Genomic DNA, 22,817 nt, shown 5'->3' on the forward strand with positions numbered 1-22,817 from the left:
TTATTGTAGTAAATTTTAGACTCCTTAAATAAATTTATAAATCTCATGAATCATGAGAATCTCTAAATTTATAACTAGTAATATTCTATCATTGAGAGGAAATAAAAAACAGTTCTAATTTGTATTTATATTTAGATAATTAATATATTTAGATTATTTTATCTTAATTTTTAAAAGAATTAATAATAAGATAAACAACTCTTAATTGTGAAGTTAAGCTTTTATTGATTTTTCTTTAAGAAATCATAAAATTATATTAATACTTAAGTAGAGAAACCTCCTATAGAAACTATAGGAGGTCAGTGCTTAAGTAGAAAGACTATTTATTAAAAAATCAAAAATTGAAAGTGCTGTATCAATAACTGAGTCAATATATACAAATTCGTTAGCAGTATGATAGTTTTCTCCATTAGCACCGAAAATCAGGGTAGGAATATTCAATCTTGAACCTATATAATTAAAGTCACCTATGCTTGAAAAATAAGCAATATGAGGACTTTTACCACAGCAACTTTCAATGGATCTTACGAAGTTTTGAACATAGATGTTATTTTCGTCTACAGTATAAGGCATAAACCCTCTAGTTCCTTCACTAGGAGCTTCCCTAAAATTAAATTCTGCTTTTGAATTTATGTTAGCTTTTTTTACAGCTTCAAATAATTCATTTTTTATAGTTTCTTCATTTTCACCTCTTACAATATGTCTAAAAACTGTAAAGGAAGAAGTGTCTGGTACACTACATGCTTGTCCGCCACCTTCAGAAGAAATGACACATATTGAGCCTTTTCCTAATTTGTCATCTTCAATTAAAGTTGATTTCTCAAGTTCAAGCATAACTTTAGCTGCTTCTACAGCAGCATTTATACCTTTTTCAGGGTTAGCTGCATGGGCAGATTTGCCATAAAGATTAACAGTATAGTTATAACCACCTCTAGCACCTAAACACAGGCAAGGAAAGGGTTTAGAGCAAAAACCACTACTAGGTTCAGTAACTATTGCTACATCAGCATTTTTGGCAATTCCATCTTCGATTACTGCATTAGTACCTAGTCCATAAGGACCTTCTTCATCGGAAACAAAAGAATATATTATTTCGCCTTTAAAGTCATCTACTACATTTTTAAAAGCTTCTAATGCAAGCATTATAGATACTGCACCAGATTTCATATCTAAAGCACCTAAACCATAAAGCTTGTTGCCTTCAATAGTTGCTTTTAATCCATCGTAAGTCCAACCATTGCAAAGATTAACTGTATCTAGATGAGCATTTAAATATATACAAGGTCCCTTTGAATTACCCTTTAAACTTCCTACAACATTTACTCCTTGAAATTTTGTTACATTATTTTCTACATAATGGTGAAATTTAGGATTTAAATCTCTATGTTTTAACCAATCATAAGTAAAATTCATAATTTCTTTTTCGTGAAAATAAGGACTAGGTATTTCAACAAGTTTTGATAATAGACTTATTACTGCTTCCTTATTAATGTAATTAGTTTTATTCATTAGTATTCTCCTTATTTTAATTCTAAGTTATTATTTTTATAGCTACTTAAAGATTTAATATCTCCTTCCTTGAACATGAACTTATCAGTATAAGCATAAATTATAGCTATTAGCGGCGTTAAATATGCTAAAAATACATAAGGTGCATAAGAAAGAGTTGGAACTCCTAATACTCCTGTAAAATAAACACCACATAATCCCCAAGGAACTAACGGAGAAGTTACTGTAGCAGAGTCCTCACAAGTTCTTGAACAAACTTGTGGAAGTAAATTTAGTTTCTTGTAAGCTGGAACCAACATTCTACCAGGAATAATAATACCCATATATTGGCTAGCTGAGAATATGTTAACTGCTATACCAGATAAGACGTGAGTAGTTATAAGTCCTTTTTGAGTACTTACAATTTTAGAAATTTTCTCTAATATAATTTCTAATATTTTAGTTTTTTCTAGAACTCCGCCAAGGCTTAATGCTAAGAAGCCAAGAGAAATTGTCCACATCATACTTTGAAGTCCACCACGGCTAAGTAGAGCATCAATTTCTGCAATACCTGTGCTAGAAACAAATCCATCATTCATAAAAGAAAGCATTTCTCCGACGCCATATCCTTGAAATAATACAGCAAACAATAATCCAACCATAGATGCAATAACCATAACTGCAAGACCTGATACCTTTTTAACAGCTAGAATAACTACTATAATAGGTGGAATTATAGTTGCAGGGCTAATCCAATAATTATCTTTTAATCCATTTAACATGATATCTATTTGACTTGTATCAATTGATGTACTCTTAAATCTTAAACCTAATACTCCATAAAGTATTAATGAAATTATAAATGCTGGACCAGTAGTATAAATCATACTTTTTACATGATCAAATAAATTTGCCTCTCCAACTCCAGCAGAAAGGTTAGTTGAATCTGAAAGTGGAGACATTTTATCGCCAAATATAGCACCAGTTATAACTGCACCAGCAGTTAGTTCAGGCGGAATATTAAGCCCCATACTAATACCCATAAAGGCAACACCAAAGGTAGCACCTGTAGTATAACTACTTCCAGTTGATACTGAAGCAACTGCACAGATAAATGCAGCAGTTAGTAAGAAATATTTAGGTGAAATTAATTTAAGTCCATAATAAATTAATGTAGGAATTGTACCAGCAGGTATCCAAGATGCTATAAGCACTCCCACAAGCATTAGTATAAGCATAGGAATCATTGCTATCTCACAGCCATAAAGTATTCCTTTTTCAACATCACTCCAAGTAAATCCAGACATAAGTGCAACTATTGCAGCAACTACTGTTGCCAGAATTAATGTAATATGTGTTGCGTATGGTTGTTTTAATACAAAAATTTGTACTGCCATAGCAGCGCATAGAAAAAATACTACAAATAATGCAGCGCCAAAACTAGGCATTTTTTCTTTAGAATTGTTTTGATTTGCCATAAGTTTAACCCCCTATAAATTAACTTTTATCTTATGATAACCTATACATGTTTTTTTATTTGTTTTAAAAAGTGTTTATATTAAGAAAATTTAAAATATTTTTTGTGTATAATCTGTAAACAATAAACAATTAATAGTACAACAAATAAACAAAAGATTTATTTTGAATTTAAGATAAAGAATTCTATTATAGATCTTCATATATTTTCTTGAGAGAAATATTATAAACTTATTAAAATACCAAATAACTAGTGCTTTTATAAGCAAGCTATTTTATAATATATCTGTTAACATTATAAATACGACTTTAAAGATTAGTCTCAAAAATAAGGAGAGATTTAAGATGGAGAATTTAATAAACTTCTTTAAAGGAATGGTTATAGGTATTGCCAATATCATTCCAGGTGTCAGTGGAGGCACAATGGCTGTAGTATTAAATATATACGATAAGCTTATATCCTCTGTAAGTGGGATTTTGAAAGATTGGAAGAAAAATTTAATATTTTTATTGCCAATAGGTATCGGTGCAGGCACAGGTATTGTACTTTTTAGTAAATTAATAAAAACTTTATTAGAGAATAAACCTATACCTACAAACTTTTTCTTTATAGGACTTATATTAGGAAGCATTCCTATGATACGTAAAAAAGCGTTAGAGTCTAAATTTAAAGCATCTAGTATAATTCCATTTGCAATAACTTTTGGAGTGTTAATAGTTTTGTCTGTAATAATGCCACCAGAAACTAATGCAACAGTTATTAGGGATTTAACTTTTAATTCATTTATTCAACTATTATTAGCAGGAATAATAGGGGCATCAGCGATGGTTGTACCAGGAATAAGTGGTTCTTTTATATTACTCTTAATAGGACTATATACAACAGCTATAACTGCAGTGGCGGAATTTAATATTCCTCTTCTGATTCCAATAGCATTAGGAGCAATGATAGGATTAATATTTACAACTAAGGTTATTAATAAATTATTGAGTAGATTTCCTCAACCTACATATTTTGCAATATTGGGGCTTGTAATTGGTTCAGTATTTTCAATTTATCCTGGATTTACTCTTAATATGGATGGAATTATAGCCCTAGTAGCTATGGTAGTAGGAATTATATTAGCATATTTTTTAGGCTCAGATAAAAAATAAAAAATATATATTTTAAACATTAAAAAATGAAATTAATAATAATTACAGGTTATAATTAGTTATATTATAGTATAGGAATATAAATTTATAAATATTTATTAAAAAAGTAAAAAGCCCTACATTTTTGTAGGGCTTTTTACTTTTTTAGAAAAATCACTTCAACTACTATAGATTGGGCTGTTGCAATGTAATTGCTAAGTTTATATTACTAAAACTAATGTTATGCTTTCAAACAAATAAAATACTAAACTATTTTGGGTTATACAATTAGCTGTGATTAGGGCGATGCTTGCTACTAAATAAAATATCGATTACTTGCTAAATCTATTACTATATTTTACTGATTAATTATAGCAGTTGAAGTTGATAACTAACTAAATTTATATAGTTATTATTTTCTTTATTATAACATTTAAGATAAAGTGAGTAAATAGAGAAAATTTGAACAAATAACTGTTAAATTTTAAATTCTTGTAAAATATTTGTTAAATATTATGAATTTCATGAGAAAATTGAATAATTTACTTACTGAGGCTACAAAAAAATATGAAAATAAGTTTCAATCGTAGAAAGTTTATAAGGTATAATTAATTTATAAAATAAGTAAAGATTAATTATAGGAAGATATAATTAGAAAAAACATAGAAATCTTAGGAATACTTGAAAATTATTAAGGTTTTTATAAAATTCCAATCAAATAAGGTTTTAGATTGGAAATGTATATTATAATATAGGATAAGAAACATCGTATATATAGACGTACTACTTCCAAATTTAATCTATAGATTTATATAATTGTGTTACTAAATTATTAAAATTTCTATCTTATATAATTAACAATTGACTATGGAGAATTATTGATACTTCTCTTTTATAAGAGAAGTTTTAAATTGATTTCTTTGATTTAAAAGTAGTTTGAGGGAGAGAGTTATGAATAGATATATTAGATTTAAAATCATAACAGAAGATAAAATAGGTATAACTCTTCAAATATTAGAAAAACTGTATACTTCTAATATAAATCTTATATCTATTGAGGTATTTCCAAAGAAGATATATATTAAAATTGAAAAAATTAGTGAAGATAAAAAATTATCTTTAATGGAAGATATAACTTCTATGGATGAAGTTAAGAGTATAAATGAAGTAGAACTTTTAACCTATGAAGCAAATGAGAGAAAACTTTTAGCACTCATAGATTCTGTAGATGATGGTATTATGGCAGTAAATAAAAATTTTCAAATAGAAATATTCAATCGTTATTGTGAGAAAATCTTTCATTATAAAAGAGAAGAGGTTATGGGCAAAGATATTCGAACCATAATAAAGGAAGATGCACCTATAATAAATCTTGTTAAAAGTGGAAAGGACTATACTAATTTAGAGTTTAGTAGCAAAAATGAAAGAGGAAATAGCCATTATATTGCCACAGGAAGACATATAAAAGATGATAATGGAAATACGTTAGGATGGGTGTCATCTGTAAGAGATATGAAAAAGGCTATAGAAATGGCAAAAGTAGTGTCTTATACAAAGGAAGGTGCATTTAATGAGATTGTTGGCAATAGTATTGTCATTGAAAGAACTAAAAAAATCGCACATACAGTAGCAAAGGGTAGTTCTACCATATTAATTAGAGGAGAAAGTGGCACAGGAAAAGAGCTTTTTGCAAAAGCCATACATAACCTAAGCCCTAGAATGGACAAACCTTTCATAGCAATAAATTGTGCAGCATTACCAGATAGTTTAATTGAAAGCGAACTTTTTGGATATGAAAAAGGAAGCTTTACTGGTGCTTTAAATAGTGGTAAAGATGGACTTATTAAAGAAGCTAATCAAGGAACATTATTTTTAGATGAAATAGGAGAGTTATCAATGGTTCTCCAAGCAAAGCTTTTAAGAGTATTGCAAAATTCTGTAGTACGAAAAATAGGAAGTAGTAGGGAAGAAAAAGTAGATGTAAGGATAATAGGAGCTACTAATAGAAATTTAGAGGAAATGATTAAGAACAAAAGCTTTAGAGAGGATTTATATTATAGATTAAATGTAATTCCATTATATATACCACCTTTAAGAGATAGAAGTGAGGATATACCTAGCCTTGTAAATTATTTTATTGAAGAATTGAATCTATCTTTGAACAAAAATATAGTAGGTGTAGATATAGGATTTATGAATAAATTATTGGAATACCATTGGCCTGGGAATATTAGAGAACTTAAAAATATTGTTGAAAGAGCCATGAATTTATCCTCTTCTAACATTTTAACTATAGATAGTTTAATGCTAGATATAAATCCCCATAATTTTAATAGAGAACCAAGAGAAGATGATAAATGTTTAACTTTAAAAGAAAGTATAGAAAAGGTAGAAAAGGCATCAATAATTGAAGCATTACAAAAACATAAAAGTCTTAGAAAAACTGCAAAAGCATTAGGGGTCACCCATACTACTATTATAAATAAGATAAATAAATATAATATAAAATGGAAATAAAATTAACCATATGTAAAAATTATTTACCATTATTGGTTTGAAAAAGTTCCATTTGGTTATTATATAATAGTTTAATATTAAGATTATTAGCTAAAATAGTTAGATTATTAACAATTTTAAAGCTTTTTATCCTATGGCATAATAATTGCTTTAATATTATTTTGTGAAGATACCATATAAAATATTAAGGGGGTATACATATGAATAAAGGGCAATTAAAACAAATGGGGTTTTCGACAAAAGCTATACATGGTGGGGCTAAAAAAAATGAATACGGTGCATTAGCTACTCCAATATACCAAAGTTCTACTTTTGTTTTTGATTCAGCAGAGCAAGGTGGAAATAGATTTGCGCTAGAAGAAGATGGATATATATATAGTAGATTAGGTAACCCTACTAATAGTGTTTTAGAAGAAAAGTTAGCAATACTTGAAGGTGGGGAAGCTGCTATGTCAATGAGTTCTGGTATGGGAGCAGTTTCTTCAGCATTATGGACAGCATTAAAAGCAGGAGATCATATTGTAGCATCAAAGACTCTTTATGGATGTACCTTTGCTTATTTAAGTCATGGATTAACTAGATTCGGAGTAGAAATTACTTTCGTTGATACAAAAAATCCACAAAATGTGAAAGATGCTATGAGAGAGAATACTAGAGTAGTTTATTTAGAAAGTCCAGCAAATCCAAATTTAGATTTATCAGACATAGAAGCTATATGTAAAATTGCTCATGAAAATGAAAATTGTTTAGTAATGGTAGATAATACTTTCTGCACACCATATATTCAAAGGCCATTGGAATTAGGTGCTGATGTAGTTATACATTCTGGTACAAAATTTTTAAATGGCCATGGAGATGTAGTATGTGGATTTGTAATAGGTTCAAGTGAATTTATACAACAAGTAAGATTATTTGGAGTTAAAGATATGACAGGCTCTAGTATGAGCCCATTTGATGCTTTCTTAGTTATAAGAGGGATGAAAACACTTCCACTTAGAATGGAAAAACATTGTGATAATGCTATGAAGGTAGCGGAATTCTTAGAAAATCATAAAGCAGTTGAAAAAGTATATTATCCAGGACTTGAAAGTTTTCCACAATATGAACTAGCACAAAAACAAATGTCATTACCAGGTGCAATAATTGCTTTTGAAATAAAAGGAGGAGTAGAAGAAGGTAAAAAGATGATAAACAATACTAAGCTTTGCAGTTTAGCAGTAAGTCTTGGAGATGCAGAAACTTTAATTCAACACCCTGCATCAATGACTCATTCACCATATGCTCCTGAAGAAAGATTAGAAGCTGGAATTAAAGATAACTTAGTACGTTTAGCTGTAGGACTTGAAGATGTTGAAGATATAATTTTAGATTTAGATAGAGCTTTAAAAACCATATTATAACTTTTGAAAATCTAAAAATCTACAGTATTGCTGTTTAAAATCAAAAACTCTAAAGTGATCATCAATAATTTCTATGATGATTACTTTGGGGTTATTATTTTTGGAATAAATTATATTTAAGTTGAAAAGTAGTTTCATACTATGGTATTGCTTTTAAAAATATTTATAAATAAGTAGAAAGTAATTCATTGTTTAATTTGGAATATAATCTTCATATTTAAATAGTTAGGCATATTCAAAAAATAACTAGTCAGTATGCTCATCTATTTTGTAACATACTGCGTCGTCAGAACTCCATGATAGCTAGACTATAATGGAAACCCGTCGACCTGTCTGATACAAAATATATTTTGCATCTTTAACTAGCTATTTTATTTCATATGCCTTATTTTATTTTCTATGGATAAATGGATATAATAATTAGTATAAGCTACGTAATATAATAAATAAGGAGTGTAATGGACTTGAAACTAGAAAGAAGTTTTTATAGCTGTGATTCAGTTACTTTGGCTAAGAAGTTATTAGGAAAAAAATTAGTACATGAAATAGAGGGAGAAAGAATTTCAGGAATTATTGTAGAGTGCGAGGCTTATATGGGAGTTATAGATAAGGCTGCACATGTTTATGGAGGAAGAAGAACAGAAAGAGTAGAGGTTATGTATGGAGAATGTGGCTATGCATACGTCTATTTTATTTATGGACTATACTATTGCTTTAATGTAGTAGCGGCGGAAGTTGAAACACCTCAAGCTGTACTTGTTAGAGCACTAGAACCAGTAGAAGGATTAGAGTCAATGAGTAGAAATAGATTTAATAAAGAGTATAATGAATTAACAAAAGCACAAATAAAAAATCTTACAAATGGTCCAGCAAAACTTTGTAATTCATTAAAAATTAATAAAGGATTAAATGGAGAAGATTTATGTGGTAAAAAATTATATATTGAAGATAATAATACTGAGAATTTTGAAATAGCTGAGTGTAAAAGAATAGGAATTGATTATGCAGAAGAAGCGAAAGATTACTTATATAGATTTTATATAAAGGGGAATAAATTTGTTTCAAAGCAATAATGAAAGATCTTTTGAAAAATATGAAGTTTAGAGTATGACATTAGGTTATAAAGGTGGTTGTCACATATAGATATACTAGTTCTAAAATTAACATATATGTTAAAATAATTGGTGTTTTTTAATATTATAATTAGAACTATTAAATTCACAATGCACAGTTCACAATTCACAATTATGGATATTTCTCAGCGAAAGCTGAGAAATTTAAAATTATTTATATAAGAAGTGATGTAATCACTTCTTATATAAAATTAATAGCTGTAGTTTTAGTTAAATTTCTTAGTGTTCTTCCAGGATACACTGCACCTCAGGGGAACCTTTATATAATTGAGAATTATTGATGCTTCTTCTTTAGGAAAGAAGTTTTGAGGTGATTTATTTTTCAAGTTATACAGTCACTTTTATTTAAAAATCTATTTAAAGAAATTAATTTACAAATTAATTTGAACCGTGATTGTGCATTGTCCATTCTGAATTCTCCATTGATTAAACTGTTCCCCAGAGGTGGGAAAACTAGCAATGTATTGCTAGCAAAAAATAGTTTAAGAAATTAATTTATAAAGAATTAATTTCAACTATAATTTTGAATTTTGAATTATGAATTGAAATTTTAATATATTTAGGAGGGGGAGCTTTGGAGGAATTATTTAAAAACATAACAGAGCTTATTGAGAAGATTGAAAACTCTAATATTAAGTGTAAAGCTGTAGTAGGATTTGATGGTTTTGTAGATGAACTTGTTCATGCTGTAGATATTAGAAAAAGTCCAGGTGAGTATGAAAGAATTAAAACATTAAAATCATTTGGAGAAAGAATATCAAAAGCAGCAGGGCTGAGTACTAATATAGAAAAAGTTCCTCTTAAGATTAAGCTAGGAGGAAATGGACCTATAATGTGTGATGCGCTTATAAATCTAGGACTTGATTTAACTTATATAGGAGCATTAGGTGAAGATGATATACATGAAGTTTTTAAGGATATGACAAAAAACTGTAGAACCATATCTATTTGTAATCCTAGTTATACTGAAGCTTATGAATTTGAGGATGGAAAGTTAATAACTTCTAAGCAAAACTCCATGAAAGAGATAAATTGGGATCTTATTGATAAAAAGATAGGGCTTTCAACCTTTAGAGAACTTATAGAAGAGTGTAAGCTCTTAGCTATGGTAAATTGGACTACACTTCCATATATGAATGAAATTCTCGAAAACATGATTTCTAAAATAAACCCTTACATAAAATCAACAGATAAGTTTGTATTTTTTGATTTAGCAGATATTGAAAAAAGAACAGAAGAAGACGTAATAAAAGTATTGAATTTAATTTCTAATTTTAATTTAAAGTTTAAAGCAATACTAGGCCTTAATAAAAAAGAGTGCTTTGATGTGGCGAAGGTTTTAAAATTACCTTCTATAGATGGGAAAAATTATAACAATATGGATTTAAGAGCAACCTGCAGGGAAATAAGTGAAAATATTGATGTTTATGCAGTAGTAGTTCATCCTGTAGATGAAGCTTTATCATATTGCAATGGAACGTATTATCATACATTGGGGTCATTTACAGCGAATCCTAAAATAACTACAGGGGCAGGAGACAATTTTAATGCAGGTTTTTGCTTTGGACAACTATTAGATTTATCTATTCAATTATCTTTGCTGTTAGGAACAGCAGTTTCAGGATATTATGTAAGAGAAGGCAAAAGTCCTAACAAGGAAGAACTAGTGAATTTTTTAAAAGACTGGAGAGATACATTATAGATATATATAGATAAATTACCTTAAAATTACATCAAAACTTAATGTATATCTCTATGGTATTTTAATTCACAATTCACAATGCAAAATACACAATTAAGGTGGAAATTATTTTTGATCAAAATAATTTCTTTAATGGATTTTTTAAATACAAGTGACTGTGTCACATAAAAAGAAATAATATGAATAAATAAAAGTGCTTAAATTTCTTAAGCACTTTTACCATTGTTTAAGCTATCTTCAATTAAAGAAGCTCTAAATTTTTTATTATTTACAATTAGTAACATAAATAAAGAAGGTAATAAGATTCCTTTAATTATACTGCTAATACTTATGCTCCACCAAACTCCATTTAGACCTAACATTTCAGGTTTTGATAATATCATAGCGGCAGGTACACGAAGCCCTGTAAATATGATACTTATTAGAGCAGGAAAGGCGGTTTTACCAAAACCATTAAAAGCACCAGTAGTGGTAATCTCTAAGCACATAAATAGTTGAGAAACTCCTAAGATTTTTAAATATACTATTCCCATTTTAATAGCTTCTTCTTCAGGAATAAAGTATGAGAATATTGGTCTAGCACCAAAAATTAATAGTGCAGTAGCAAATATTCCTACTATGCTAACTACTCCAATAGCAATAAAGTATCCTTTAAATATACGATCATGTTTTCTTGCACCATAGTTTTGTCCTACAAAGGCACTTAGTGCAGTGGAAAAGCCTCCAGCAGTCATCCAAGATATAGCTTCAATTTGTGAACCAACTTTTTGAACTGCAACAGCGGTATCTCCATGAACAGCAATAATTCTTCCTATTATCATAGCAAAAGAAGAAAATAATCCATTTTGTAATGCAATAGGAAGTCCTAATTTAACTATTTTGGATAAGTATTTTTTATCAAATTTTTTTAATATGTTTATTTTAAATAGCTCAAGATTTTCTTTTTTCATTTCTCTTAAGAATAACATTGTAACTACGAACTGAGCTAATACAGTAGCTATTGCAGCACCTAAAACTCCCATTTCTGGTATGGGACCAAATCCAAAAATTAATAGGGGATCAAATACCATGTTAAATATAAGTCCTACAGTATTTATTTTAAAAGGAGCTTTACTATTTCCACTACCATTGAAAATCCCTGTTAAAACTGGATTTATAAAATTAAATACCATTCCTAAAGCAACTACAAATAAGTAGGTTTCTGCCATAGAAACTACTTCAGGACTGTTTAATTTAAAAAATCCTATCAAAGGAGACTTAAATAGTATTAAGAATAATCCATATAAAACCGCTAGAATAATATTTAATTGAATAGCATTTGTGGCAACATTTTTAGCATCATCATTATTATTTCTACCTAAGGCTTGGGAAACTCCAATTTCTGCACCAGCTTTAGATAATAATATAAAAGACTGACCAAACCATATAAAAAAACCAGCAGTGCCTACTGCAGCTACAGCGAGACTACCCACTCTTCCAATCCAAATCATATCTGTCATGTTGTATGCCATTTGGATAAAAGAAGTTCCCATTATAGGGATTGCTAAGGAAACAAGTGATTTTAAAATATTGCCATTAACCAAATCTGTTTTTTGGCTCAATTTTAACACCTCCATTATTTTTATTATAGTAATTTATAAGTTTCATTTTATAGTTAGATAATTAAAAAAACAGAAGTTTAAGATAGATAGAAATCTTTAACATTAGAATTAAAAAAACTATGTTAAATTAACTATGATTTTTTATTTAATCATACTTTTTCATATTATGTAATAAACTACATATTGTCAATAAAAGATTAATATTTAACAACAATTTATAGTTATATATTTCTAAAATTAATGCATATACAAAAATAACACCATTGTTTAGCACATTTAAATGAAGAAGTTCAATTAAAGTGAATTTTAAATAATGGATAAAATATTATTTATATTATGAATTATTGTTGCAAAGTGAAATGCCTAAAAATTAAATTATGTCAATTTTCTATATTAATTTTAATTGGGCTTTGATATATAATCAATAGTAAATTGTATAGATTATAGATTATAAATAAAAATATTCTAAAGTTGTTAAGATATATAACTACTTTAGAATATTAGAAGATTGAAAAATAATTTCTTTTAGCCATCTGAAATAAAATAATTATTGAAAATGTGACAGATATTTGTTGGAAGATGAGAAGACTTTGAGTAAATATGAGCTGAAGTACATTCTTAAAATACAGTGTAAGTTAAAATAGACTTATTATTTTTTAAAATCCTTTAAGTCTCCACTAATTTCAAGACCTACAGTAGTTCCTATATCATCGAAAATTTTTTTGTAATGTTTATTAAATACTTGTATATGTATCTTTGAGTTTAAGCTTTCTCTTATGGTTCTTTCCATCTTACCACTGCTAGGTGCCTTTAATTCTACTCCATCTTCTTTAATGGAACAAAGATTAATTTTAAAATTTTTATCCTCTATGGTTATAAAAAGTCTATTTTTTATAATAGTTATATCTTTTATAATTGCGCCTGTATAAGTTGCAAAATTTAGCAGTATTCCATCAATGTAAAGAAAGCCTAGAAAACCTACAAAATGATTTTTTAGCCAAGGTATTTTAGCTATAGAAAGCATAAAGGAAGAATTACTACCTTTGAAATTATTACATTGTAACCATATCCATGAAGAAGGAAAAGATTTCCCCCAATCTTTTTCAATATATCCTTTTCCACTATCTAAATTATAAAGCTCCTCATTGATAATTAAGCTACCTTTCAAGATGTGATTTATAGATACTACTCCATGATAACATTCCATAAAAGGGACAAAGGAGTACCATCCCATAATTCCAGGTTTATATATTTTACTAGGGAAAGGAACTGTATCTTGGAAATAAACTTTGCCCTTTACCTTAAAATTATCATCATTTATGTTAATATCTATAAAATCCTTAGAAAATACATTATTAGCTATTTTTACTTCAAACTTATCTTCTCTATAAGAAAAATCCCACATAGGAAAAGTGAAATATTTACTTTCACCAGTAGAAGCATTAAAAAATTGAATAAAACAATGACCTTTTTTATTTTTTTCAAAGGATATTCCAGGAATAAATGCAAAAGTATTTTTCTCATCTTCTGACACTAGCTTAAAATACCACCCTTCAAAATAATTTCTTTTATTTAAATTTCCTTGAAAGATTGAAGGATTCCATCTTTTTAAAAAGTTATTATGTAACATAGTTGACTCCTTTTGTTTTTATTAATATTGTTGACATATTCTATAGATTATAAAAACATAATTAAAATTAAAGAGTTTCTATGATAAACCATAATTTTTACTTTTGAATTTCAATTTTATGGATTTTAAATTATTTATTAATAACTGTTAAATGTATAAAACATTAATTGAAAAATAAATTTATTTTAAAACTATAGAATTTTCAAATAAACAGTTATTTATCTATTAGCAAGTGGAATTGGAATAATACTATTTCAAAATGTATAATCATTGTTGGTATAATAATGTAATAGTGAGGTGTCTTATGAAAAGATCAAAGAAAATTTGTTTAGTTACTCATTGTATATTAAATGGAAATGCTAAGGTTGAAGGACTGTGCAGTTATAAAGGAGCAGTAAAAGAAATAGTAGAGCTTTTGATGAATAAAAATTTTGGTATAATTCAACTGCCTTGTCCTGAAATTAATCTTTATGGAATTAAAAGATGGGGACATGTTAAAGAACAGTTTGACACACCATATTTCAGAGAAAATTGTACAAGTTTGTTAAAACCTATTATTAATCAAATAGAGGATTATAAAAACAATGGTTATGAAATAGCTTTAGTATTAGGTATTGATGGAAGTCCTAGTTGTGGAATTAATTATACTTGCTCTTCTAAAAAGTGGAGTGGGGAACTAAGTGGAAATGCAAATCTCTCTGAAATATTAAATGATATTTCAACTATTAAATCTCCAGGAGTTTTTATGGAAATTTTTAAAAATAATCTAGAAAGTATAGGGGTTAATCCTACTTACTTAACTTTAAACGAGAGTAATGTAGAGTCTTCAATTGAAGCTATAAAGAATTATTTCTAAAGTATAAAATAGTTATGTTGATAAATTTACATAGTTGTATTTTATAAGCTCTAGATTGTGAACTATGAATAAGACATGATAAGGTTTGTCTACAGTCTTGTTCATAGTTAACATAAAAACTTAAATATATGTGGGAGGTAGTTATGAAAGAGGCATTTAAGAAAAAATTATTAGTGGGATTATTAACTGTAATTTCAGTTTTTACTTTTATCGGATGTTCAAATGCTAAAGATGAAAGTAAAACCATATCTTCAATGGTAGTAGAGGATGGAAATTTGAAGGTAGGATTATGTGCAGCATACCCTCCTTTTGAATCAAGAAATGAAAAAACTGGTGAAATTGAAGGCTTTGATGTAGACTTAGCAAAGGCATTAGGAGAGGAATTAGGTCTTAAAGTGGAAATAATTGATGCTGAATGGTCCGCATTATTAGGCGGAGTAGTTAATGGAGACTATGATACTTTAATAACTTGTATGTCTAAAAAGGAAGCATCTAAAGAAAATGTAAACATGTCTGACGCCTATTATAATTTAAATGATGTAATTGCTGTAAATAAGGATAATACTTCAATAAAATCAGTAGATGATTTAAAAGATAAAGTTGTCGGGGTACAACTAGGGTCGGGAAGCGAACAAGCACTTGATAAAATGGAAGGATTAAAAGAAATAAAAAGATATAATTATAATCCTGAAGCTTTCATAGACTTAGAAAACAATAGAATTGATGCAGTAGCAGTAGGATATGCTTATGCTTTAAATCAAATTAAAAAAGATAATAGTTTTAAGATTTTAGAAAGGCCTATTGATTCTGCAGAAATTGTTATGATACAAAAACATGGAAATGATGAGCTAACAAAAAAACTAAATGAAGCACTAGCTAAGATTAAGGAAAATGGAAAGTACGATGAAATACTTAATAAGTGGCTTAAGTTCTAAAATTTTATAATGGAGTGATAAATATATGAAGTTTGACATTATCTTTGATAATTTGAAATATATTTTGCAGGCAACTTCAGTAACTATCAAGATTACACTAGTATCTTTTATTCTATCTATATTAATAGGGGTTATAATAGGTACTATTAGAAGTTCAAAGCCACCTAAAATAGTAAATTTCATTTTATCAGTATATATAGAAATAAATAGAGGAATTCCTTTATTAATACTACTATTTTTTATATATTATGGACTGCCTTCTATAGGTATTAAAATGAGTAGTTTTACAGTAGCAATATTAGGATTATCTTTAAATAGTGGTGCTTACATATCAGAAATATTTAGAACATCAATATTAGCAGTACCTATAGGGCAAAATGAAGCAGCATATACCTTAGGTATGAATAAGTCCCAAATATTATTTCATATCATATACCCTCAGGCTATAAGAATAGCACTTCCACCACTAGTTAATTCTTTTTCTTCTGTATTAAAAGATAGCTCATTAGTTTCCATATTGGCTATCACTGAATTAACTAGAAGTGGTCAACTTATATATACAAGAACTTCTAGACCATTTGAAATATATCTTTTGGTTGGATTGTTATACTTTACAATGGTATTTATAATATCTACTATTTCTAAAATTCTAGAAAAAAATATAACTAACAAATATAGCATATAAGAGGTAATATTATGAAAACTATTCTTTCGGTAGAAAAAATAAATAAGTTTTATGAACATAATCATGTATTGAAAGATGTATCTTTTAATGTGAATAAAGGAGAAATACTAGCAATAATAGGCTCTAGTGGTTCAGGTAAAAGTACGATTTTAAGATGCATAAGTCAGCTTGAAAAGATAAATAGTGGAAAAATAAAAATTAATGATGAGATAATACAGGAAAATAAAAAGCTAAGTAGCAAAGTAGGGATGGTATTCCAAAACTTTAACTTATTTCCGCATTATACTGTAGTGCAGAATATAAGTAAGCCTTTAATGATAGTAAATAAAGTACCAGAAAGAGAAGCAAATAAGAAAGCTTTAGAACTTTTAAGAAAGGTAAAGTTACAAGGTAAGGAAAATAGTTATCCACATCAATTGTCAGGAGGGCAAAAACAAAGAGTTGCTATTGCCAGAGCTATGGCACTTGAACCAGATATATATTTATTTGATGAACCTACTTCGGCATTAGATCCAGAACTTTCTATTGAGGTTTTTAATACTATAAAAGGTTTAGCAGAAGAAGGACAAACAATGATTATAGTTACACATCAAATAAACTTTATAAAAAATATAGCTAATAAAATAATTTTTATGGAAAATGGAAAAATCTTAAAGTCTGGAAACGTAGAGGAAATGTTTAATAATTACGATGAGAATAATAAGATAAAAAGATTTATAGATTTAACAACAGCTGTTATATAAGATAAGGTTAAGGCCTTATCTTTTTTATGATAAGAAATTTATAAATAATAGGATTGAATATTTTTGATTAGGAAAGAAATTTTAAAAAGTCGTATGAAAATCATATTTGAAGAACTCTTTTGGTGATGGATTTCATTATGAACTGAAAGTCTAAACTTAATGATAATAATACTAAATACTATTATCAATTGATAAGAAAAGTCGTGAATATAAAATTCGATAAAAGAGTTGATAAAAATGGACTTGTTGCATATAATGTCAGAGTAATGTATTTTCAATTGAAAGGGGAATTGGGATGAATAATTATAAAAAAGCGACAAAAGTATCAATTATTACAGTAATTATTAACACAGTATTAGCAATATTTAAGGTAATAGCAGGAATTGTAGGAAAAAGTAGCGCAATGATAGCAGATGGTATTCATACCTTTTCAGATATAGCAACTACAGTAGTTGTTATTATAGGGTTGAAAATCTCTAATAAAGATGCTGATGAAAAACATCCTTATGGTCATGAAAAATTTGAACCTGAAATTTCCAAAGTAGTTAGTTTAATATTAGCAGGAACAGGAGTGTTTTTAGCTTATAATGCTATACAAATTTTACTATCAGGAAATTTAGATACTCCAAAACCTATAGCATTGTATGCTGCTTTAACATCAATAGCTGTTAAGGAAGGAATGTATTGGTACACAATTATAACTGCAAGAAAAGTAAAGAGCATTGCAATGGAAGCAGATGCATGGCACCATAGGTCAGATGCTATTTCCTCTGTAGGTACCCTTATAGGAATAGCTGGAGCAAGAATGGGTTTTAAATTCTTGGATCCTATAGCCGGAATTATAGTATCATTAATACTTATAAAAGTTGGAGTAGAATTTTATTTAAAAGCTACTGATCAATTAGTTGATCAATCTGCTGATGATGAAGTTATAGAACAAATTAAAGAAGTAGCTACTTCTATTGAGGGAGTAAAAGAAATACATGATTTAAAAACGAGAAAGTTTGGAAATAAAATTTATGTTGATATAGAGATACAAGTGGATAAACGTATAACAGTTGAAGAAGGCCATCATATTGCAAGTTTAGTTCATGATAGTATAGAAGACACTATAGAAGATGTGAAACATTGTATGATTCATGTGGAACCAGATTAAAAAAGAAAGCTTTAGAATTATAAAATTCTAAAGCTTTCTTTAAATGTCTTACAATTTTTTGAAATATCATAAAAAGATATTAATATAAATTTTTGTTTTATATCCTAATATAGTTTAGTAGTATAGATTGAATATAGTATAATAATTGTAAAATATACTATTATTATACTGATTATATATAATAGTATTTCTGGCATAAATATATTAAGAAGAATTTATAATGAATGATTTTTTAATAGTATATTTATAGAAATATTGTGATGCAACAAATTAATTTATATGAGAGGTAAAGATATGAAGCAATTTATCGAAAAATCTGATATTATAGTTTTAAGATTTACTGAAGAAAGTGATTTAGATTTTGTGGTTCATTCTGAAAGGGAAGATGAAAATGCTGATTATGTAGTTCAATGGAGTAGAGAAGAGCATTTCAATGCTTTGCTACAAGAAGATATTATGCATTTAATAGTTGAAGATAAAAATACACATAGGTCTGTTGGATATGTAATTATAGCAGGGCTTCAAAGTTCTAATCATAGCATTGAACTTAAAAGACTTGTAATATGTGACAAAGGAAAAGGATTGGGAAGGGAAACTTTAAGAACAATTAAAAATATTGTTTTTAAGCAATTAAAAGCACACAGATTGTGGCTAGATGTTTTTTATAAAAATCATAGAGCAAAAAAACTTTATAATTCTGAAGGATTCACTGAAGAGGGGATTTTAAGAGAATGTTTTCTGCGTAATCATCAATATGAGTCATTAATTGTTATGTCAATTTTGGAGAACGAAGTATGTGAACAAGCTTAACACCTAATATTTTTAACATAGCAATTTATCAATAATTTAAAATTAATGAAAAATAAATCTAATGGGTATAACTTCATAGGGGATTATAAAATACAAGAAATATGGAATTTCATATTAGTTTATAGAGTACTTTATAGACTAATGATTATTTAATTTTAATGTAAATTTTTGTGAATTTACATTAAAATTAATGAGACGATAATTTAAGGGGGAATTTAAGTGCTTGATAAGAAAAAAAGGTTATTACAGGAAATTGAAGAGAAAAATAGTGAAATAGAAGAGTTAAAAAAAGAAGTATATATGTTAAGAGCTATAAGAGATGCAGTACCAGATCCTTTTTATGTTAGAGATATGGATTATAATATAATATACTGGCCCAAAACTATGGAGGAACTAACAGGTTATACGGAAAATGAGGCAAAAAATATGACTTGTAAACAAATTTTTAATACAGAAATTTGCAAAGATTGTCCTACTACTAAGGCAGTCTATAGCAAAAATTTCATTAAAGACTCATTAGCAGAAATGGTTGATAGAAAAGGGAAAAGATTTTCAACTCTAGCATCAAATTCAGGAATGTATGATGATGAAGGGAATCCACTAGGTGCTGTTGAGGTAATTAAAAATAATAGTAAATATGAAGAATTAATAAATTTTGTAGATAGCAATTCATCAAGAATTAATAGCGCGTCTTCTGAAATAGCTAATTCAATGCAAGAAATATCAAAGGTTTCAAGTAATATACAAGTTCAATCAAATGAAGTATTAAATGAGGCTAAAAATAGTTTGAATGAAGCTAAAGAAGTCTATAAAAAAACAGATGCTTGCACTAAATTTGGCAATGAAGTTAAGGATAATATAGAATCTATAAATAATTCTATGAAAAAGTCTGTAGACAAGATAAATGATTTAAAAGGTAAATCAGAACTTATAATGGATATATTAATTACAATACAAGGAATTGCCTCTCAAACAAATCTATTAGCACTAAATGCATCAATTGAAGCAGCTAGAGCCGGTGAATCTGGTAAAGGATTTGCAGTAGTTGCAGAGGAAATTAGAAAATTAGCAGAGGTGTCACAAGAATCTACTAAAGAAATTAAAGTAACTATAGATGCCATAATGCAAATAGTACAAAGCACCGTAGATTTTATAGAGAAAACTGATAAGGATCTTTTAGATGGAGTAAATGGAGTAGGAAAGCTTTTAGAACTTATAAAGGATATAGAACATTCATCTAATGGAATGCTATATGCTATTGAGAATATTGAAAAGATATCTCTTGAAAGTTCTAAAGTTATTACAGAACAAAACGAGTCACTACAAGAGATAGCTTCCTCTAGTGAAGAGTTTGCAGAGATTTCTAGAGAATTAAAGGACACTTTTAGAGAAGAATTATCTCAAATAAAGAGAACAAAATAAAGCATATTTATGTAAAATATTTCCATAAAAGCTTTACAATATGTTTAGTTTGTTATATAATTAATTAATAGATAAATATAGGGAACATAAGGGAGTAGCTGGCAGATTAATCTGTTTCAAGGTCAACATACTGATGCTTTGCATCTGGCTTTGTATTAAATAGTGAGACTTATGTATAGCACAAAAATATTTTTTGTGCTATACATAAGTCTTTTATTTTTATTAGAAAATTATTATTAAAATTTTAGAAGGAGAAATGGGTTAACATGAGCATTATATCAATTTTTTTAACGTCATTAGCTTTAGCAATGGATGCTTTTGCAGTATCTTTAACCATCGGAATGAAAGAGAAAGGACATAGAATAAAAACTGCTATAAGAGTAGGTGCTTATTTTGGTATATTTCAAGGACTTATGCCGCTTATAGGATGGTTATTAGGTGTTAATTTTTCAGATTATATAATAAAGTTTGATCACTGGATAGCTTTTACATTGTTATTTATAATAGGTGGTAGAATGATTTATGAGGCTGTAAAGGGTAATGGTGAAGATGAACTTAAATATGAGCTAACAGTGAAAGTAATGCTTTTGCTTGCCATTGCTACTAGTATAGATGCTTTAGCAATAGGGGTTAGTTTTGCTTTTCTAAGTGTAAATATAGTGTTAGCAGTTGCTTTAATTGCTATAATTACTTTTATAACCTGCTTTTTTGGAGTTATAACTGGTAAAAGTTTAGGCAAGATTTTAGAAAGTAAAGCAGAAATATTAGGTGGAATTATATTAATATTTATAGGTGTTAAGATTTTAATTGAACATACAAATGCTCTGGAAGTATTTAAGAATATGTTATAAGTAAAAATAATTAAGGGAAGTAAGTTTGAAGTGACCCCAAAAAATTAGACAAAATTCAATTAAGCTACATGAGAGGACTGAATCCTATATTGAACAGGACTTAGTCCTTTTAATTTTTTCTTAATACGGTCATTGTTATAGTAGTCTATGTACTCGATTAGTTCTTCTATGAATTGTTCTATATTATTAAATTCCTGCAAGTACAGCAGCTCTGTTTTCAACATACTAAAGAAATTTTCCATAACTGCATTATCTAGGCAGTTACCTTTACGAGACATGCTCTGTTTGATACCTTTTTTCTTTAGCATTTGTTGATAACTAAACATTTGATATTGCCATCCCTGATCTGAGTGAAGTATTAATTGTGTATTATCGGGAATTTTCTCAAATGCCTTTTTTAGCATATCAGTTGTTTGATGAAAAGTAGGTCTTTCAGATAAATTATAGCTTACTATTTCTCCGTTGTACAAGTCAAGTATTGGTGAAAGATATAGTTTACTCCCAAAGATTGAGAACTCGGTTACATCGGTAACCCATTTCTGATTAGGTTTATTTGCTTTGAAATTACGTTTTAGCAAATTTGGTGCAATCTTACCAACCTTTCCACGGTATGATTTATATTTCTTAATACGAACCATGCATTTTAATCCCAGTTGTGACATTAGCTTTTGAACGGTTTTATGGTTTACAATATATCCTCTATTACGCAATTCCATTGTAATTCTTCGATATCCATATCTACCTTTATTCTCGTGATAGATTTGATTTATAGCAGATTTAACATCTTCATATTTGTCATGTTTTTTCATAGCTTTTAGCTGATAGTAAAATGTGCTACGGGCTATGCCCACAAGTTTCAATAAATCAGCTAACTTGTATTTATGCCTTAATTCAGTGATAACAACTATTTTGTCTTTTTCTCTGATTTTTCCTTGGCTTGAATTAAGGCATTCAACTTTTTTAAGTATTCATTCTCCATTCTAAGCCTTTGATTTTCTGATATTAAGTCTTCCTCTACTTGTTTATTGAGTTGCTTAGAAACCTTTGTATTCTTACCACCTTTTTTTCTTCCACGCCTCTGTATGTATAGTCCTTCTACGCCTTCTTCTAAATATATACGATCCCATCTTGAGATAATTGAATCAGCAATTCCATACTTTTCTTCTGCATCAGTAAAACTAAGATTATTATTTCTAATATCCTCTATAACCCTTTGCTTGATTTCACCAGTATAAGTTTTTCTTTTGGACATAAAATATGCATCCCTTTTTTAATTAT

17 protein-coding genes and 2 pseudogenes are annotated in these 22,817 nt (G+C 28.2%); 13 read left to right on the forward strand and 6 right to left on the reverse strand.

The features are described 5' to 3' along the window. Positions 1–306: 306 nt before the first annotated feature. A complete protein-coding gene (locus tag ACWPW7_RS08350) occupies positions 307–1,509 on the reverse strand; it encodes a M20 family metallopeptidase (RefSeq protein ID WP_454053157.1) in 1,203 nt (400 codons plus the stop codon). Positions 1,510–1,520: 11 nt separating this feature from the next. Continuing rightward, positions 1,521–2,966 (reverse strand): Na+/H+ antiporter NhaC, encoded by a 1,446-nt coding sequence (nhaC, locus tag ACWPW7_RS08355; protein ID WP_454053158.1) that lies wholly within the window; start codon positions 2,964–2,966, stop codon positions 1,521–1,523. Positions 2,967–3,309: 343 nt separating this feature from the next. Between nhaC and ACWPW7_RS08360 the strand changes: the two genes are divergently transcribed. The 5 genes from ACWPW7_RS08360 (at position 3,310) to ACWPW7_RS08380 (ending at position 10,850) form a co-directional block, all read left to right on the forward strand. Further along, positions 3,310–4,119, forward strand: a complete 810-nt coding sequence (locus ACWPW7_RS08360; RefSeq protein ID WP_454053159.1) for a DUF368 domain-containing protein — start codon at positions 3,310–3,312, stop codon at positions 4,117–4,119. Positions 4,120–5,049: 930 nt separating this feature from the next. Continuing rightward, positions 5,050–6,615, forward strand: a complete 1,566-nt coding sequence (locus ACWPW7_RS08365; protein WP_454053160.1) for a sigma 54-interacting transcriptional regulator — start codon at positions 5,050–5,052, stop codon at positions 6,613–6,615. Between the two features lie 200 nt (positions 6,616–6,815). Further along, positions 6,816–8,015: a methionine gamma-lyase gene (gene megL, locus ACWPW7_RS08370; RefSeq protein WP_312575537.1), complete on the forward strand. Its 1,200-nt coding sequence runs from the start codon at positions 6,816–6,818 to the stop codon at positions 8,013–8,015. 464 nt (positions 8,016–8,479) lie between these two features. Then, on the forward strand, positions 8,480–9,088 hold the full coding sequence (locus ACWPW7_RS08375) for a DNA-3-methyladenine glycosylase (protein ID WP_454053161.1): 609 nt from the start codon (positions 8,480–8,482) through the stop codon (positions 9,086–9,088). Positions 9,089–9,722: 634 nt separating this feature from the next. Further along, positions 9,723–10,850, forward strand: a complete 1,128-nt coding sequence (locus tag ACWPW7_RS08380; RefSeq protein WP_454053162.1) for a hypothetical protein — start codon at positions 9,723–9,725, stop codon at positions 10,848–10,850. A 206-nt stretch (positions 10,851–11,056) separates the two neighbouring features. Here the strand turns inward: ACWPW7_RS08380 and ACWPW7_RS08385 are convergent, their stop codons facing one another. Next, positions 11,057–12,451, reverse strand: a complete 1,395-nt coding sequence (locus tag ACWPW7_RS08385; RefSeq protein WP_454053163.1) for an MATE family efflux transporter — start codon at positions 12,449–12,451, stop codon at positions 11,057–11,059. Between the two features lie 649 nt (positions 12,452–13,100). After that, a complete protein-coding gene (locus tag ACWPW7_RS08390; protein ID WP_454053164.1) occupies positions 13,101–14,081 on the reverse strand; it encodes a tocopherol cyclase family protein in 981 nt (326 codons plus the stop codon). Positions 14,082–14,385: 304 nt separating this feature from the next. On the opposite strand from ACWPW7_RS08390, the gene ACWPW7_RS08395 reads away from it, so the two are divergent. The 8 genes from ACWPW7_RS08395 (at position 14,386) to ACWPW7_RS08430 (ending at position 21,539) form a co-directional block, all read left to right on the forward strand. Continuing rightward, entirely contained in the window at positions 14,386–14,937 is a 552-nt protein-coding gene (locus tag ACWPW7_RS08395; RefSeq protein ID WP_454053165.1) for a CD3072 family TudS-related putative desulfidase, read from the forward strand. A gap of 143 nt (positions 14,938–15,080) precedes the next feature. Then, the gene (locus ACWPW7_RS08400; protein WP_454053166.1) at positions 15,081–15,872 is read left to right on the forward strand and encodes an ABC transporter substrate-binding protein; all 792 of its coding nucleotides are present in this window, start codon (positions 15,081–15,083) and stop codon (positions 15,870–15,872) included. A gap of 25 nt (positions 15,873–15,897) precedes the next feature. After that, positions 15,898–16,557 (forward strand): amino acid ABC transporter permease, encoded by a 660-nt coding sequence (locus ACWPW7_RS08405; RefSeq protein WP_454053167.1) that lies wholly within the window; start codon positions 15,898–15,900, stop codon positions 16,555–16,557. Positions 16,558–16,577: 20 nt separating this feature from the next. Beyond that, positions 16,578–17,300: an amino acid ABC transporter ATP-binding protein gene (locus tag ACWPW7_RS08410; RefSeq protein WP_454055486.1), complete on the forward strand. Its 723-nt coding sequence runs from the start codon at positions 16,578–16,580 to the stop codon at positions 17,298–17,300. A 295-nt stretch (positions 17,301–17,595) separates the two neighbouring features. Further along, positions 17,596–18,456, forward strand: coding sequence for a cation diffusion facilitator family transporter (locus ACWPW7_RS08415; protein WP_454053168.1), 861 nt, complete (start codon positions 17,596–17,598; stop codon positions 18,454–18,456). A gap of 294 nt (positions 18,457–18,750) precedes the next feature. Then, complete coding sequence (locus ACWPW7_RS08420) at positions 18,751–19,266, forward strand: GNAT family N-acetyltransferase (RefSeq protein WP_454053169.1); 516 nt, start codon at positions 18,751–18,753, stop codon at positions 19,264–19,266. A gap of 219 nt (positions 19,267–19,485) precedes the next feature. Then, positions 19,486–20,688, forward strand: a complete 1,203-nt coding sequence (locus ACWPW7_RS08425; protein ID WP_454053170.1) for a methyl-accepting chemotaxis protein — start codon at positions 19,486–19,488, stop codon at positions 20,686–20,688. A 266-nt stretch (positions 20,689–20,954) separates the two neighbouring features. Then, positions 20,955–21,539, forward strand: coding sequence for a manganese efflux pump MntP (locus ACWPW7_RS08430; RefSeq protein ID WP_454053171.1), 585 nt, complete (start codon positions 20,955–20,957; stop codon positions 21,537–21,539). Positions 21,540–21,598: 59 nt separating this feature from the next. Here the strand turns inward: ACWPW7_RS08430 and ACWPW7_RS08435 are convergent. Further along, positions 21,599–22,566 (reverse strand): annotated as a pseudogene (locus tag ACWPW7_RS08435) (IS3 family transposase); the annotation flags it as partial. 48 nt (positions 22,567–22,614) lie between these two features. Beyond that, positions 22,615–22,791 (reverse strand): annotated as a pseudogene (locus ACWPW7_RS08440) (helix-turn-helix domain-containing protein); the annotation flags it as partial. Between the last annotated feature and the right edge of the window lie 26 nt (positions 22,792–22,817).

The sequence above is a fragment of the Clostridium sp. Marseille-Q7071 genome, assembly GCF_965112025.1.

What these genes read in the sequence shown, in the direction of transcription:
- ACWPW7_RS08395 (WP_454053165.1), top strand. Translation starts at nt 14,386, where the DNA reads ATGAAAAGATCAAAGAAAATTTGTTTAGTTACTCATTGTATATTAAAT.
- ACWPW7_RS08350 (WP_454053157.1), bottom strand. Translation starts at nt 1,509, where the DNA reads ATGAATAAAACTAATTACATTAATAAGGAAGCAGTAATAAGTCTATTA.
- ACWPW7_RS08365 (WP_454053160.1), top strand. Translation starts at nt 5,050, where the DNA reads ATGAATAGATATATTAGATTTAAAATCATAACAGAAGATAAAATAGGT.
- ACWPW7_RS08400 (WP_454053166.1), top strand. Translation starts at nt 15,081, where the DNA reads ATGAAAGAGGCATTTAAGAAAAAATTATTAGTGGGATTATTAACTGTA.
- ACWPW7_RS08420 (WP_454053169.1), top strand. Translation starts at nt 18,751, where the DNA reads ATGAAGCAATTTATCGAAAAATCTGATATTATAGTTTTAAGATTTACT.
- megL (WP_312575537.1), top strand. Translation starts at nt 6,816, where the DNA reads ATGAATAAAGGGCAATTAAAACAAATGGGGTTTTCGACAAAAGCTATA.
- ACWPW7_RS08430 (WP_454053171.1), top strand. Translation starts at nt 20,955, where the DNA reads ATGAGCATTATATCAATTTTTTTAACGTCATTAGCTTTAGCAATGGAT.
- ACWPW7_RS08360 (WP_454053159.1), top strand. Translation starts at nt 3,310, where the DNA reads ATGGAGAATTTAATAAACTTCTTTAAAGGAATGGTTATAGGTATTGCC.
- nhaC (WP_454053158.1), bottom strand. Translation starts at nt 2,966, where the DNA reads ATGGCAAATCAAAACAATTCTAAAGAAAAAATGCCTAGTTTTGGCGCT.
- ACWPW7_RS08390 (WP_454053164.1), bottom strand. Translation starts at nt 14,081, where the DNA reads ATGTTACATAATAACTTTTTAAAAAGATGGAATCCTTCAATCTTTCAA.
- ACWPW7_RS08405 (WP_454053167.1), top strand. Translation starts at nt 15,898, where the DNA reads ATGAAGTTTGACATTATCTTTGATAATTTGAAATATATTTTGCAGGCA.
- ACWPW7_RS08415 (WP_454053168.1), top strand. Translation starts at nt 17,596, where the DNA reads ATGAATAATTATAAAAAAGCGACAAAAGTATCAATTATTACAGTAATT.